The sequence below is a fragment of the Acinetobacter sp. TSRC1-2 genome, assembly GCF_049895885.1.
GTDB lineage: Bacteria > Pseudomonadota > Gammaproteobacteria > Pseudomonadales > Moraxellaceae > Acinetobacter.
On sequence record NZ_JAFCTF010000014.1, the window covers coordinates 56,462 to 70,101 of the forward strand.

15 protein-coding genes are annotated in these 13,640 nt (G+C 41.7%); 6 read left to right on the forward strand and 9 right to left on the reverse strand.

Annotated features, from left to right (window positions below):
* Positions 1–37 precede the first annotated feature (37 nt).
* Positions 38–562 carry a disulfide bond formation protein B gene (locus tag ACP69Y_RS13920; protein WP_425918969.1) on the reverse strand — a complete coding sequence of 175 codons (525 nt, stop codon included), beginning with the start codon at positions 560–562 and terminating at the stop codon, positions 38–40.
* An 18-nt stretch (positions 563–580) separates the two neighbouring features.
* A complete protein-coding gene (gene gshA / locus ACP69Y_RS13925; RefSeq protein WP_425918970.1) occupies positions 581–2,158 on the reverse strand; it encodes a glutamate--cysteine ligase in 1,578 nt (525 codons plus the stop codon).
* Positions 2,159–2,383: 225 nt separating this feature from the next.
* Here gshA and ACP69Y_RS13930 point away from each other — a divergent pair, with 225 nt between their 5' ends.
* Genes ACP69Y_RS13930 through ACP69Y_RS13940 form a run of 3 tightly spaced genes read left to right on the forward strand, consistent with a single transcriptional unit; the run spans position 2,384 to position 4,869 of the window.
* Complete coding sequence (locus ACP69Y_RS13930) at positions 2,384–2,923, forward strand: DUF924 family protein (protein WP_425918971.1); 540 nt, start codon at positions 2,384–2,386, stop codon at positions 2,921–2,923.
* Between the two features lie 51 nt (positions 2,924–2,974).
* Positions 2,975–3,532: a CC0125/CC1285 family lipoprotein gene (locus ACP69Y_RS13935; RefSeq protein WP_425918972.1), complete on the forward strand. Its 558-nt coding sequence runs from the start codon at positions 2,975–2,977 to the stop codon at positions 3,530–3,532.
* A gap of 29 nt (positions 3,533–3,561) precedes the next feature.
* Complete coding sequence (locus ACP69Y_RS13940; RefSeq protein WP_425918973.1) at positions 3,562–4,869, forward strand: DUF445 domain-containing protein; 1,308 nt, start codon at positions 3,562–3,564, stop codon at positions 4,867–4,869.
* 151 nt (positions 4,870–5,020) lie between these two features.
* Here the strand turns inward: ACP69Y_RS13940 and ACP69Y_RS13945 are convergent, their stop codons facing one another.
* On the reverse strand, positions 5,021–5,305 hold the full coding sequence (locus ACP69Y_RS13945; protein ID WP_425919026.1) for a DUF2798 domain-containing protein: 285 nt from the start codon (positions 5,303–5,305) through the stop codon (positions 5,021–5,023).
* A gap of 197 nt (positions 5,306–5,502) precedes the next feature.
* On the opposite strand from ACP69Y_RS13945, the gene argS reads away from it, so the two are divergent.
* Positions 5,503–7,293, forward strand: a complete 1,791-nt coding sequence (gene argS, locus ACP69Y_RS13950) for an arginine--tRNA ligase (protein WP_425918974.1) — start codon at positions 5,503–5,505, stop codon at positions 7,291–7,293.
* Positions 7,294–7,315: 22 nt separating this feature from the next.
* Positions 7,316–7,927, forward strand: coding sequence for an SPOR domain-containing protein (locus ACP69Y_RS13955; protein WP_425918975.1), 612 nt, complete (start codon positions 7,316–7,318; stop codon positions 7,925–7,927).
* Positions 7,928–8,079: 152 nt separating this feature from the next.
* Here ACP69Y_RS13955 and asd read toward each other — a convergent pair whose 3' ends face one another.
* From asd to pncB, 3 genes are all read right to left on the reverse strand, one after another.
* Positions 8,080–8,931 carry an archaetidylserine decarboxylase gene (asd, locus tag ACP69Y_RS13960; RefSeq protein WP_425918976.1) on the reverse strand — a complete coding sequence of 284 codons (852 nt, stop codon included), beginning with the start codon at positions 8,929–8,931 and terminating at the stop codon, positions 8,080–8,082.
* Positions 8,928–9,776, reverse strand: coding sequence for a sulfurtransferase (locus ACP69Y_RS13965; RefSeq protein WP_425919027.1), 849 nt, complete (start codon positions 9,774–9,776; stop codon positions 8,928–8,930). Before ACP69Y_RS13965 ends, asd begins: the two co-directional genes overlap by 4 nt.
* Before the next feature lie 114 nt (positions 9,777–9,890).
* A complete protein-coding gene (pncB, locus tag ACP69Y_RS13970; protein WP_425918977.1) occupies positions 9,891–11,096 on the reverse strand; it encodes a nicotinate phosphoribosyltransferase in 1,206 nt (401 codons plus the stop codon).
* 342 nt (positions 11,097–11,438) lie between these two features.
* Here pncB and dtd point away from each other — a divergent pair, with 342 nt between their 5' ends.
* Entirely contained in the window at positions 11,439–11,879 is a 441-nt protein-coding gene (dtd, locus tag ACP69Y_RS13975; protein ID WP_425918978.1) for a D-aminoacyl-tRNA deacylase, read from the forward strand.
* Between the two features lie 60 nt (positions 11,880–11,939).
* Here the strand turns inward: dtd and ACP69Y_RS13980 are convergent, their stop codons facing one another.
* The 3 genes from ACP69Y_RS13980 to aciT form a co-directional block, all read right to left on the reverse strand.
* Positions 11,940–12,446 (reverse strand): hypothetical protein, encoded by a 507-nt coding sequence (locus ACP69Y_RS13980; RefSeq protein ID WP_425918979.1) that lies wholly within the window; start codon positions 12,444–12,446, stop codon positions 11,940–11,942.
* A 65-nt stretch (positions 12,447–12,511) separates the two neighbouring features.
* Entirely contained in the window at positions 12,512–12,991 is a 480-nt protein-coding gene (locus ACP69Y_RS13985; protein ID WP_425918980.1) for an SCP-2 sterol transfer family protein, read from the reverse strand.
* 153 nt (positions 12,992–13,144) lie between these two features.
* Positions 13,145–13,480 carry a ciprofloxacin tolerance protein AciT gene (gene aciT / locus ACP69Y_RS13990; protein ID WP_425918981.1) on the reverse strand — a complete coding sequence of 112 codons (336 nt, stop codon included), beginning with the start codon at positions 13,478–13,480 and terminating at the stop codon, positions 13,145–13,147.
* Positions 13,481–13,640 lie beyond the last annotated feature (160 nt).

Here is a 13,640-nt window from a genome sequence, read left to right on the forward strand (position 1 = left end):
AAAAGCCAACTTAAAGTTGGCTTTTTTATGAGATTTTTTATTTCTTCTTGATAGGTTTATGCGTTACAAATGGATAGCTACGCAACAATTGCCACAGACTGAGTAAAACCAACACCGCAAAGAATAACAGCGACCATACCGGCAAGGATTGCCCCAGGAAAGTCCAGTCCACTTTGGCACATTCGCCCGAACCTGTCAGTACTTGTTCAAACACCGACTTTAAAGGCAAAGTTTCTACCCAGTAATCCAAGCCTGGACCACAGCTGGGAACTTGATCGGGTGGCAAATTTTGTAGCCAGACATGACGCGCTGCCACACCTGCCGACCAGAGAATACTGATTGAACCCAATAAGGCATAAATACGTTTAACCGCATTTGAGTTCGGGTTATGTAAAAAAGCGACCAGAGAAACAATCCCTAACCCAATCAGGCCAATGCGTTGAAACACACATAATGGACAAGGTTCAAGTCCTTGTACGTGTTCCAGATATAACGCAAACGCCATGCCAATGACGCTGGCCAAAAACAAAAAACCACTCACGAAGCGATAACTCCATTGCATGGTGAATCCTCTTAATTTTTATCGATAATCGGCAAGATATTGCTCAAAGCTGAGACTGCTATCTTGTTCGAGTTGCTGTTGTTGTTGCAAAGATTGCTCAGCCAGCCCCTCAAAATAAGACAATGTATCCGGGCTTAATTGATGCTGCGCATAGGTCGTTGCATGTTGTTGTGCCATAAAACTACCAAAGTTCCATGTGCCACCATTTTCTAAAGTATCGGCAATCACTTGTGCAGACAGAGTTTCATCCACTTCATCAATGCGTTTAAACATGACAGCCAATGCAGCTGAATACATATCGGTACTATAGGTTGCATCCAGTAAATCAGCCAAAGGTTGCATTTCTGTGACTCGAGTACGTGACCAGTCTTCAATGGCTTGTTCACCCGTAACATCAATAATCACTGCATTTGGCGCACGACCACGATTGACCGCTTCAGTCTGATTGCGCTCAATCTGTTCCTGTTCTTGATCCAGTAAATCCGGGCTATCTTGTAATAAACAATGCAGTGCCAACACTTCCAGGAATGCCGCTGTGTTTTCATCGATCCCGATCGGACTATACGGATTGACATCTACGGCACGCAGTTCAACATAGCCGACCCCACGATTTTCAAGCGCTTGAGATGGGGTTTCCCCAGCTTGAGGCACCTGTTTTGGACGGACTAAGCTGTAGTATTCATTTTCAATTTGCAGCACATGGTCATTGATTTGAATCGGCTCGCCCTGTTCATCATTTAAACCTAAACGGCTAAAAGGTGCATAAGGCGTTTTTACCGCTTTTTGCAAGCCTTTTAAATAACCCGACAGATTATTGTAGTGAATGCCCAATTTTTTCTGGGCAGAATTCTGATAACCAAAATTACCCATACGCAGTGCTGTTGCATATGGCAGGAATAAGGTTCCTTTTAATAAAGGCAATAAGTGATGTTCACGTCCAGTCATAAAGCACTGGCACACTGAAGGACTGGCACCCACCAGGAACATCACCAAGGGAGTTAAACGTATAAAGTTACGAATTAAACCAAAGTAACGATGACTGCGATAATCCTGCAAAGTTAAACTTTTTAAAGTGTCGTCGCTTTCTTGTTGTTGCAGTGCTTCAAAGACTTGATCAGGGAAAGATAAATTATAATGCACCCCTGAAATAGTCTGCATGCGACGACCATAACGCACGCCTAAGCCATGACGATATAAAGTCTTAAAACGACCCACATTAGAGGTGCCATATTGTGCTAAACGAATATTATTTTCTTCATCATCTAGCATACAAGGCATCGACAATGGCCACAGTTTTTCACCATTTTCTAGATGGCGATGGGCAACCGCATGAATGTCTTCTAAATAATGTAATGCTTTTTTAATGCTGTCTTGCGGCGGAGTAATAAACTCCATTAGGGCTTCAGAATAATCAGTGGTGATATGTGGATGTGTTAAAGCCGACCCGAGTGCTTTTGGATGCGATGCTTGCGACAAAAAACCATTGCTTTGCATACGCAGGCTTTCGCGCTCAATACCACGCAACATGCCTTTAAACAGCGAAGAATCCACCCAAGCTGGTAATACAACTTGAGAGGTCGATTCGGGTTGACTCATTACAATCTCGCTTATCGGAAGATAACTACTAAATAGAACTACTAAAATAAAATCATCAGTTTATAGCAGTATAACGTGATTTTGGACTGTCACATTAAACCGAGTATAGTTTTCAAGTAAAACCTTGATTTTATTTCTGGAAAATTTTTATCACAAAGTTACTCTATAAGACACCTGAATTTTGTGATTGTATTGAATAATAAGTGCTAAGGAATTGTAAATATTATGAATTATCTGGATATTTTGGACTTTTGGTTTAATTCGGACACACAGCCATTATGGTTTGCAAAAAGTGATGATTTTGATGGATTAATTAATCAAAAGTTTCGTGATATTCACCATCAAGCTACACAAGCCGAGCTTTGGTCCTGGCGCAAAACTGCGGAAGGCCGTCTGGCTGAAATTATTGTACTGGATCAGTTTTCGCGCAATTTGTTCCGGGATCAAGCGCAAGCCTTTGCCCAGGATGCTTTAGCACTGACACTTGCCCAAGAAGCGATTAGTCTGGATTTGGATAAACAATTAAGTCCAGAACAACGTGCATTTTTATACATGCCCTTTATGCACAGTGAATCGAAATTGATCCACGAATTCGCGTTAAAATTATTTCAACGCCTCGGCAATCCGATGAATCTGGATTACGAGAAAATGCATAAAGCGATTATTGACCGTTTCGGGCGCTATCCGCATCGTAATCAAATTTTGTCGCGCACCTCGACTGCAGAAGAGCTCGAATTTTTGACCCAACCTAACAGCAGTTTCTAAAAATTTATTGTGTCTCCTCCCTCACACAGTAAATTGGTATGGAGGTTTAACATGAAGAACAGCATTATAGGTTTAAGCATGGTCGTGGCAATTGCCCTCTCCGGCTGTGCAACGATGCCTTCAAAACCCCTGACTTTTGACCAATTAGGTCAATTCAGCAATACCCCTTTAAATTCACAGTCCTATCGCATCAGTTTCCAGGCACGCCCCAACATGAGTTTTGGTACAGCGGAAGAAATTACCTTGGTAAAAGCCGCTCAAACCACCGTACAAAACGGATTTCGCTATTTTAAAGTCCTAAATGATCCGAGTAACCGTAATCAGCCTCCACGACAAGCCGTAGTCTACTCATCAACCCCAATGTACTATCCATACGGCTATTATCGTCGTTACCCGGGTTTCTGGCCTGACTCGTTTTATGATATGCCACGCGTAGTCACTATTGACCCGGTACAAGTTTCCTATACCATTGAATGTTATAAAGATCAGAAAAAAGCACCCAATGATGCTTTCGATGCCTATTTGATTTTACAATCGTTAGGACAAAAATACGGACTTAGCCCGACTGGGCAAGTTTTACAGCCCCCAGTCGTGACACCCAAAAAATAACCGATGTCCCCTATTAACAGGAATATTGCATGACTCCAGCGGAAGTAACCCCTCCACCTAGTTTGCAACGCAGTAAACGCTTTGCCACCATTGCTCTAGTCTTGGCGGTTCTGACTTGGTTAGTGTTGATGGTGGTGGCCAAGCTGCTTCCTGAGTATGTCTGGCTGATTCATATTTTCATGCTGGCTGCCGAAGCCGGTGTGGTAGGTGGTTTAGCGGACTGGTATGCCATTACTGTATTGTTCCGTAACCCGTTTGGGAAAATGCCAATTCCCAAATTCATGCGCGATCACACCGAAATCATTCCGCGCAATAAAGCCCGTATTGCAGAATCATTGGGACGTTTTGTACAGGAAAACTTTTTATCGCCCCAGGTAGTGAAGCGAAGTCTGCACAATACCGATCTCAGCCTGGCCGTTGGGCAATGGTTGGCCAAACCTGAAAATAATGCTCAAGTCACCCAAGTCATTCAGCAAACCGTGCCGAAAATTTTTGAATTCGTGGGACAGGAGCAAATTGGACGCTTTATTCAAAACAATAGCGTGCAATGGGTGCGCAATACCCAAATCAATACCTTGGCCAGTGAAATGCTGCGCGCGGTTTTGGAAAATGATTTTCATCAAGATGTCTTACAACGCGGACTTGATCTAGCGCATGAATGGGTGATGTCTCATCCCGAAGAAACGCGTCAACTCACACGCACCTTATTCAAAGAATTAGGGGTATGGAAACTGGCGAAAGGCGCAAGCTGGATTGGCATTGATGTACAGCAACGTACCATCGACTCACTGGTGGAACGCGTTGAATCCATGCTTGCCGACCCGGAGCATCCGTGGCGTCAAAAAATTGAAGAAATGGGACATCAGTTGATGCTGGAACTGGCAGATGATGAAAGTAATGCCAGTCATCGTTTAAACAGTACCAAAGATGCCTTGCTGGACAGCCCGCAAGTGCTGAATTTTATTAGCGGCGCCGTCGTCATTCTCTGTGATGCCATTAAAGCCGACTTATTGAAAGACGATTCAGGTATTGCACAAAACCTGCGTATCGCCATTCAGCAAGTAGGGGAAAATATCATTTCCAACCCGGCAGTACGTGAACTACTCAATGATCGGATGAGTGGGATTGCGGTTAATTTGAGTGACCAATACAGTGAGAAAGTCATTCGGTTTATTAGCGAGCGTATTCACGAATGGGATTCGCGGGAAATGATCGACAAAATTGAAAATGAAGTCGGTGGCGATTTACACATGATCCGTGTCAATGGCGTGGTCGTGGGTGCATTTATTGGTTTGGTGCTGGGGATTATTCGCGCTTTGGTGGATGTGGTGCTTTAGTTGGATTCGGGCACTTGGTCACAGCAGTCTTTGATCAATAAGCAAAATATTCTTGTTAAAATCATTCAAGTTTTTAAGGTCTCTAGACTGTAGATCTTTCAAACTGAAAAAGCAGAATGATTGGACCAGCCTTTAAACTAAAAGGACAAAATTACTTCGGTACATTCGGAGCAGATAGATCGACCAGTTTGCCAGTTAATTTACGGACTAAAGGTAAAAGCATTAATACAATTGGAAAAGCAAAGGCCCAAGAAATCATCCAGTTGTGAAACCATAAATTCGTAAAACCATCGGTCCAACCCAAATTACGCAGCATATTAATAAAGGAAATAATGCCACTCATCAGTCCAGACAAAATAAACGGCATCACCACCGTGGCCCATTTTGCTGGAAGTTTGGGAATATTTCCGATGATCATAGGGCGTTCAGGTTGCATACACTCTGCTCTGTTCATTCCTTCAAGCCCTCCAATATGCCATAAATCTCCCTTTTTGGGATTTTTTCCTTATTTTATCGACTTCCATACTGTGCAGACTGCCGGACAAGATTCATTCAATACAAATGGGTTTACCTAAAGACGGTGAAATTTGCTATATTTGCTGTTTTTCCGCGACGTTTATTTTTCGACTGATTATGAATACGGCAATCCAAGCAGCTCTCGATCATGCAGTGCAATCTCTTCAAGCTGAAGGTGTACTCCCATCCGACTTTAATAACAGTGGTAACTTAACGCGAACCAAAGACCGAACTCACGGTGACTTCGCGTCGAACATCGCGATGATCGGTTCTAAAGCTGCGGGCATGAAGCCTCGTGATCTCGCGGAAAAAATCCTCGCCAGTCTTCCTGAAGTTGCAGATATCAGCAAAGCAGAAATTGCTGGCCCGGGCTTTATTAATTTCTTTTTAAATGCCGACCAACGCTTTACTGTCCTTGATCAGGTTGAGGCACAAAAAGACCAATTTGGTCGTACCCAGGCCAACGCTGAAAAACGCATTCAAGTCGAATTCGTTTCTGCCAATCCAACCTCTAGCCTACATGTAGGTCATGGTCGTGGTGCAGCATATGGCATGACGGTTGCCAACTTGCTTGAAGCCACTGGCGCTAAAGTTGACCGCGAATATTATGTCAATGATGCCGGCCGTCAAATGGACATCCTTGCGACCTCTACATATCTTCGTTATTTAGAGCTTACTGGTCAAACCTTGGTGTTCCCAAAAAATGCTTACCAAGGTGACTACGTTAAAGAAATCGCACAAAGCATTATCGACAAAGATGGCGATGCTTATGTACGCCCTGTTGCGGATGTCTATAAAGATGTCCCTGAAGATGTGCAATTTGCTGTTGAACTTGATGCAGATGGCAACAAAGTTGTGCTTTCAGGCGATAAAGAAAAACATATCGATGGCTTGATCTTCAATTCACAACAATTAATTGGTCAAGGCTACCGTGTATTCTTACAAGCGGCCTTAAAAGCCATTCTTGATGACATTAAAGATGACCTGGGTGAATTCGGTGTAACCTTCAATCAATGGTTCAGTGAAGAATCGTTAACTGAAAAAATTGACGAAGCTTTAGAAACCTTAGATCAACGTGGCTATCTTTATGAACAAGACGGCAACGTCTGGTTCAAATCGACTGAATTCGGCGATGAAAAAGACCGTGTGGTCAAACGCCGTAATGGTCAAACCACCTATTTCGCATCTGATATTGCTTACCATTTAAATAAATTACAACGTGGCTATACCGATATCGTAGATATCTGGGGTTCAGACCATCACGGTTATATCGCACGTGTCAAAGCTGCGATTGATGCAATGGGTTATGACTCTAAAAAACTCACTGTGCTTTTGGTTCAGTTCGTCAGCCTATGGCGTGGCGGTGAGCTGGTGCAAATGTCATCTCGTTCAGGTCAGTTCGTCACTTTACGTGACTTGCGTAAAGAAGTCGGCAATGACGCTGCGCGTTTCTACTATGTAATGCGTAAATCTGAACAGCACATTGACTTTGACCTTGACCTTGCAGTGTCACAAAGCAAAGACAATGCGGTGTACTACATTCAATATGCACATGCCCGTATTTGTCGTATGTTAGAGAAAGCGGCAGCTACCCATGTGAATTTTGATGCCGTGAATGCACGTCAATTTGCAGCGAAACTTGATCTTGATGCTGAAACTGAAATTTTAGCCAAACTTGCTGCGTATCCGGAAATTGTAATTCGTGCAGCGAATAGCTATGAACCACATCAAGTCGGTAACTATTTGAAAGAATTGGCAGCATTATTCCACGGTTGGTATAATGAGCATAAAGTACTCAATGATGATGCTGACCTTACGCAAGCCCGTTTATTACTTTCAGTAAATGTACAACAAGTCTTACGTAATGGTTTAGAATTATTAGGTGTATCTGCCCCTACCTCAATGTAACTAGAATAAAAGGAAGTCCCACGTGTTTGGAAAAACGCAACGCGGTGTATCTGAGCGACCGAACAAGCCTAAAAAGCCATTGATTCCGGCATGGCTTGGAACACTTGTCGTCATTTTAATCGTGCTGAGTTTTGCTGTAGCTTTGATGCTATGGAAACCGTGGGCACCGGTTCAGCCGAAGAATCAGATTAATTCTGAACATTACCAAGAAGACACCAACAAAGACTATCGTTTCTACGATTTATTACCTCAGCAACAAGTCACGCCTATTCCTGATCAGGCTATGCCTGAAACTAAAAAATCAGAAACTGTGGTGATTGTTGAAGCACCTGAAGAAAAACCGACGGTTAATAGTGAAGCTACTGAGCCAGGCCTTGAAAGCGCTGAAGCTCCGGTTGCCCATCAGCCAAGTTATATTCTTCAAGTTCGTAGCTATTCTGATCCAGATAGTGCTGATGCGCGTCGCGCTGAAATTATTTTGAATGGTTTATCTGCAGATGTGGTTAAATCGGTTGAAAATGGTCAAACCTGGTATCGGGTAATTTCCGGTCCTTATGATTCACCTGAAGCTGCAATCTTAGCCCAGCAAACTTTACAACGCAGTGGGATTGATTCGATTGTGGTAAAACGCTAATTCAGAAGATCAACTTATTCTAAAACGTAAAAAAGAGCCTCATATGGGGCTCTTTTTACAGCTTAAATTCCCTCTCCTGTTAGGAAAGGATTAGGGAGAGGTAATACTTAAAAGCCCCCTCCACCTAAGCTCCTGCTATAACAAGAATATTATTAAACTGTATGCCCCAAAGCTTCACCCATTACTACGACTGAGTTTGCCTTAAACATCGCATCCCAAGCCATTTTATCTTGTTCAAATAAAATTACGGCGGTAGAACCTAGGTAAAAACGACCCAGCTCTGCACCTTTTTCAAGGAATAGATTATGTTGATTGAGTTCCAGACGACCTGTGGGTTTCACCTTACCTGTCGCTACGGTTTCAATACCGGCAACAATCATGGCACCGACTAAAACCACAGCCATACGGCCCAGTTCAGTATCAAACAGACACACCATACGTTCATTACGCGCAAACAAACCCGGAATATTTTCCGCAGTCGTCTGATTCACCGAGAACAATTCACCTGGCACATATAAAGTTTCAGTTAAAGTTCCCGCAAAAGGCATATGCACACGGTGATAGTCTTTAGGCGATAAATACACGGTTGCGAACTGACCATTTTTAAACGGTTCAGCCAGTTGTGGATCGGCAATTAATTTTTCAACTGAAAAGCTTTGACCTTTGGCCTGAAAAATATCGCCCTCTTCGATTTTACCCAATTGTGAAATTGCACCATCCGCAGGTGAAACGATACTATTAGGATTGTTATCAATCGCACGTACACCCTCTTTCAAGGAACGGGTAAAAAATTCATTGAAAGACTTATATTTCAATGCATCACCTTGTTCAGCAATTGACATATCAATGCCATATTGGGCTTTAAAAGCCTGAATCACGGTATTTTTGACAATTGGGTTTTCACTGGCTGCGAGTTTCCCCACAACACGTGATAATTGGTGTTGTGGCACAACACGTTGTGCTTGAATAAAAATTTGTTTTTTTAATCGTGATGCGAAACTCAAGACGGTAACTCTCCGGTAATAATCGGACTGTCGAGGCGGTTGCCCCATTCACTCCACGCACCATCATAAGCTTGAATATTCCAACCGAGTAATCGACCCAAAATATAAGCTAAACCCGAACGGTGATGTGACTGACAATATACCACCACAGGTTCATTTAAATTGAATCCCAATTGTTCTAAGCGTTGTTGAGTGCGTTCTAAGGGATGTAATTTTAAATGATTTTCACGGTTAAGGGCAGTACTCCATTCAAAATGTCGGGCATTTGGAATGTGACCGCCGCGTCGCGATGCGAGTCGAAGTCCAGTGTATTCATCTTCAGTACGACAATCCCACACTTGGACTCCATGGTTTTGAACTTTATCAAGAAGTTCTGGGTATTCAATACGGTACTGATCAATATGTGCCTGGTTAATTTCAACCAAATTTGCAACAGACGCTAATTTTTCGACCTCTGACGAGGTTGGAAAGCCTGCAGCCAACCAGGCATGTATACCACCATTTAACAAACTGGTATTTTCAAAACCGAGGCAATGCAAATTCCAGATCAAGCGTCCAGCCCATGCCCCGCCTTCATCATCATAGGCGACAATGTGATGATCTGGAGAAATATTCAAATATTCAATCAGTGCTTTTAAGCCTTCAATATCGGGAAGTAAACCCGAGGCTTGCTCTTCTTGGCGAAGCAGCTGTTTAGGCTTGACATGAATCGCATGCGGGATATGCAGTTGATCATAAACAGAACTACGGCTTAAATCGACAATACGTAATTTCTCATTGCCCAAATGTGGCAAGAGATCTTCTGCTTCAATGAGCAGACCAAAATTAAATGCAGAAACAGTCATACTTTTTCGAGTTTTATTTAGATCAACATTCACGATCTTAGCACAACTCATTTTCACTATTATGCTGATTTTTTGCATTCTTTTAGCAAAAAATCAGCTATAGAAAAGTCACTGTTATTTAGTTTCAGTGATTTGGAACACCTGACGTAAATAAGCGAGGAAAGTATCGTTATCGGTCATGGTTTTTCCGGGACTATCGGAAATTTTAGCCACCGATTGACCATTACATTCCACCAGTTTCAACACAATATTTAATGGAGTTTGGCCCAAGTCATTGGTTAAATTGGTGCCAATACCAAAGCTCACCTGGAAGCGGTCTTTAAAGTACTGATGCAAATTCCAGGCTTTTTCCAGGTTCAGCCCGTCACTAAAAGTCAGCATTTTGCTTTTGCTATCGACTTTTAGTTTTTTGTAGTGTGCATAGGCCTTGTCGCCCCATTCGTAGGGATCGCCACTGTCATGACGCAGACCGTCAAACAGTTTTGCAAAATACAAATCGAAGTCACGCAGGAAGGCATCCATCCCGACCACATCGGTCAAGGCAATTCCCAAGTCACCGCGATATTCCTGTACCCAGGTTTCCAGAGCCAGTTTTTGAAAATTGCGTAACCGCACATCCAAAGCTTGAAAGGCTTGCAGGAATTCATGTGCCATGGTGCCAATTGGAGTAAGACCCAATTCTTTGGCAATTAACACATTGCTGGTACCACGGAAAATATAGGGAGAGGCCTGATGAAACTGGGTAATCACATGTTTCTGCCAGGCATAGCTATAACGACGACGAGTACCAAAGTCGGATACTAAAAATGGTGGATCATTCGGATTTTGCTCTTGTTCGTACTTTTTAAGCAAGGCCACTTTGGCCTGTAAACGACGTTCACCTTCTGCCAAAACCTCATCAGTACGAATACGGCGGAAATACAATTCGTTAACCAGCGCCAGCACAAAGATTTCAAACATCATCGCCTGAACCATCGGGCCTTCAACCCAAATATCCAAACGGCCTTGATCATCAATACTGGCTTTAATAAAGCGTCGTTTCAGTTGGAATAATTCTAAGTAATCGACGAAGTCACTTTTAATAAAACGCAAGCTACGTAAATATTGCAACTCATCTTCTTTAAAGTTGAGCTGACATAAATAGTCAAGCTGCTCATTTAAATCATCCAGAATATCCGTGAGTGGATAAACGGTATCTTCTAAATTGCGACAGCGAAAATGGTAAACACTATGAGTTTGAGGAAATTTATGCAGAACCACCTGTAACATGGTGAATTTATACAGGTCGGTATCTAATAATGAATGGATGATTGCGGACATATCACTTTCAGTTTTTATCAACTATCCGCATTAAAGCATATTTTTTTCACTATAAAACTAATGTTTTCGTAAATGCTGAAAACTATTGAATAAATTAAGGTTCATACATCAAGGGCTAAAACAAAATTTACTCCTGGTCAATCCTTCTAATTATGCTTAACAGTTTCTTTACCCTCATTTTTAACGAGTGTTACTAAAGCACAGACATTAAAAGGTACTTTCGTCTTGATACATTTATGGAAATTTTTTAAATCCACATCTACACACTACTACTTTTTGAAGCGTTTAAGCATAGATTTGCTACAATTCACCGCAAATTTGAAATAACTGATTTGATAAAATATGCGTGCGTTATTACAACGAGTTTTAGAAGCCAAAGTGGTGGTCAATGGTGAAACTACCGGTGAAATCCAACACGGTATTTTGGTATTTCTGGGTCTGGGTAAAGAAGATAATCTTGAAAAAGGCAAAAAGCTGATCGACAAGATTTTGAAATATCGTTTTTTTGATGATGAACAAGGCAAGATGGGCTGGAATGTCAGCCAAGCAAGTGGCGGATTATTATTAGTTTCGCAATTCACCTTGATGGCGCAAACACAAAAAGGTTTACGTCCTGATTTTGGACCAGCGATGCCACCAAGTGAAGCCAAGGACCTCTATGAAGAATTGGTCGCTTATGCTCAAACTCAATTTGAAAATGTGCAAACCGGCATTTTTGCAGCTGATATGAAAGTGCATCTGGTGAATGATGGACCCGTGACCTTTAACCTAGAAGTTGAATAAACAGCGAAATAGATCAACCATTAAAAAAGCCCTCGAATGAGGGCTTTTTTAATTTCGACCTTAGAGAGTCGCGATATATTTTGCTCGGCTCATCATATCTACAGGAATATCCTGAATCAACATTACAGTAAGTGACTGCTGTCCTTTTTGTGATGCAGTTTGATTATCTTCCAGTACTGCATTGATATCACTTGGATTCAATGTATACATTGCACCCGTTGCAGGGTCAACAATAAGTAATCCAATTAATCCACCAAAAATAATATTTGCTACATACCAGCCATTAACACTACCAGTTACTTGAATAGTCTTGGTTTGGAAGCCTTCTTTCTTAAAAGCTACATCATAAGCGGCAGGCTTAAAATAACCATTACCGCGCTTAAGAGTCACAGTTGCAGGCGTAACGCCTGTATGCACTTTTTCACCTGCTTTGTTGCTAATAGAAATAGAGGCTTGTTCAGGAACAGATTTAAATGTCAATGTTTGCGTTGATCCCGAAATAATACTTGCACAACCGGTCATTGTTAAAGTTGCCGCTAAGCAAGCTGTCGTTAAAACCTTTTTCATATAAAATACCCCCTAAAAATAGGGGGCATTATTATCAATAAGAAATTAATATTCAACAAAAAATCTTATTTACCGGTTTTTTCACGAATAAATGAACGCACCAATTTCACTTTTTCCTGTACTGGCTTAGGTAGTTTTGGTGGAATCAGTTTGGCTACTTTGTTAAACCAAACCAAAAGACCAAAATCGCCTTCCATTTTAATCGTGCCATTTTGCATGCCTGTCATGAAAGCGGTGGGATCACCTTTCATTAAAGTTTTTACGCCTTGCTCACTGTCTGCAAACTGTAAAATAAAATCTGCTTTTTCAGCATCGCCAGACACAGTATCAATTTGTCCATTGTTTACCAGAATTTGACGCGCAACGCCTAAATCTGTACCAATTTGAATACGAAACTGACGTTCATGAACTAACTCAATAAATTTTGGACTGGTACGAGCCAATTGCTTCATACGCAAAGCCAAGCCCGCAACTAGTAAATCAAGCGGATCCGTGCTTACATCGACCAGTGGTAATTTTACGACAGGAATCGAAGATAGTTTCATGACATTTAAGCCTATTGTAATTGTTGGAAAAGTGACGACTTATCCTAACATAAGTTATGTTTTTTGAAGTAAGGCTTTGTATAACAATATTGAACGAACAAAAAAAAGATGTGCTCTGGACACATCTTTTTTAGAATTCTTAAACACTACGATTTAACGGCTTGAGCAGTGCTGCTGGTCTTCTTCATATACAGGTGTATGTTCAATACAACGACGCTCATTTAAAGCACGTTCTGCACGACGATCTTCGCGTACCAAAAGCATGGCGACTACGACCATTGCTGACATTAATGCAGTAAGATAGCTATAGGTCACAGGTAATTCAAATACCACCTGTGTACCAAAGCGGACAACTTCAATCAATCCCCAAAACAGCATACCTGCAAACATAAAGCTTAACAAACGACGATAAGGCGAGAAGAAAACAGCTATCAAAGCAGCCGCAATCAAGCTTAAGCCTACGATGGTTGCTAAATTCGCTGTAACCATAAAAACCTCCGTCTAAGATAAGATTTGGACATTGAATGTTTGTCTAAACCTGATTCCCGATACCGTTAAATAAATGATGAATATGTCTATATCAATCTCTATGCAAGCATTATGCGTAGTTTTTTAAAGAAAAAAAGTCTTGTATTTTCATAAAGCGACA

Bases quoted from the DNA above. Each gene is read 5' to 3' on its own strand.
- ACP69Y_RS13920 (WP_425918969.1), bottom strand. From the start codon at position 562: ATGCAATGGAGTTATCGCTTCGTGAGTGGTTTTTTGTTTTTGGCCAGC.
- gshA (WP_425918970.1), bottom strand. From the start codon at position 2,158: ATGAGTCAACCCGAATCGACCTCTCAAGTTGTATTACCAGCTTGGGTG.
- ACP69Y_RS13930 (WP_425918971.1), top strand. From the start codon at position 2,384: ATGAATTATCTGGATATTTTGGACTTTTGGTTTAATTCGGACACACAG.
- ACP69Y_RS13935 (WP_425918972.1), top strand. From the start codon at position 2,975: ATGAAGAACAGCATTATAGGTTTAAGCATGGTCGTGGCAATTGCCCTC.
- ACP69Y_RS13940 (WP_425918973.1), top strand. From the start codon at position 3,562: ATGACTCCAGCGGAAGTAACCCCTCCACCTAGTTTGCAACGCAGTAAA.
- ACP69Y_RS13945 (WP_425919026.1), bottom strand. From the start codon at position 5,305: ATGCAACCTGAACGCCCTATGATCATCGGAAATATTCCCAAACTTCCA.
- argS (WP_425918974.1), top strand. From the start codon at position 5,503: ATGAATACGGCAATCCAAGCAGCTCTCGATCATGCAGTGCAATCTCTT.
- ACP69Y_RS13965 (WP_425919027.1), bottom strand. From the start codon at position 9,776: ATGACTGTTTCTGCATTTAATTTTGGTCTGCTCATTGAAGCAGAAGAT.
- pncB (WP_425918977.1), bottom strand. From the start codon at position 11,096: ATGTCCGCAATCATCCATTCATTATTAGATACCGACCTGTATAAATTC.
- dtd (WP_425918978.1), top strand. From the start codon at position 11,439: ATGCGTGCGTTATTACAACGAGTTTTAGAAGCCAAAGTGGTGGTCAAT.
- ACP69Y_RS13980 (WP_425918979.1), bottom strand. From the start codon at position 12,446: ATGAAAAAGGTTTTAACGACAGCTTGCTTAGCGGCAACTTTAACAATG.
- ACP69Y_RS13985 (WP_425918980.1), bottom strand. From the start codon at position 12,991: ATGAAACTATCTTCGATTCCTGTCGTAAAATTACCACTGGTCGATGTA.
- aciT (WP_425918981.1), bottom strand. From the start codon at position 13,480: ATGGTTACAGCGAATTTAGCAACCATCGTAGGCTTAAGCTTGATTGCG.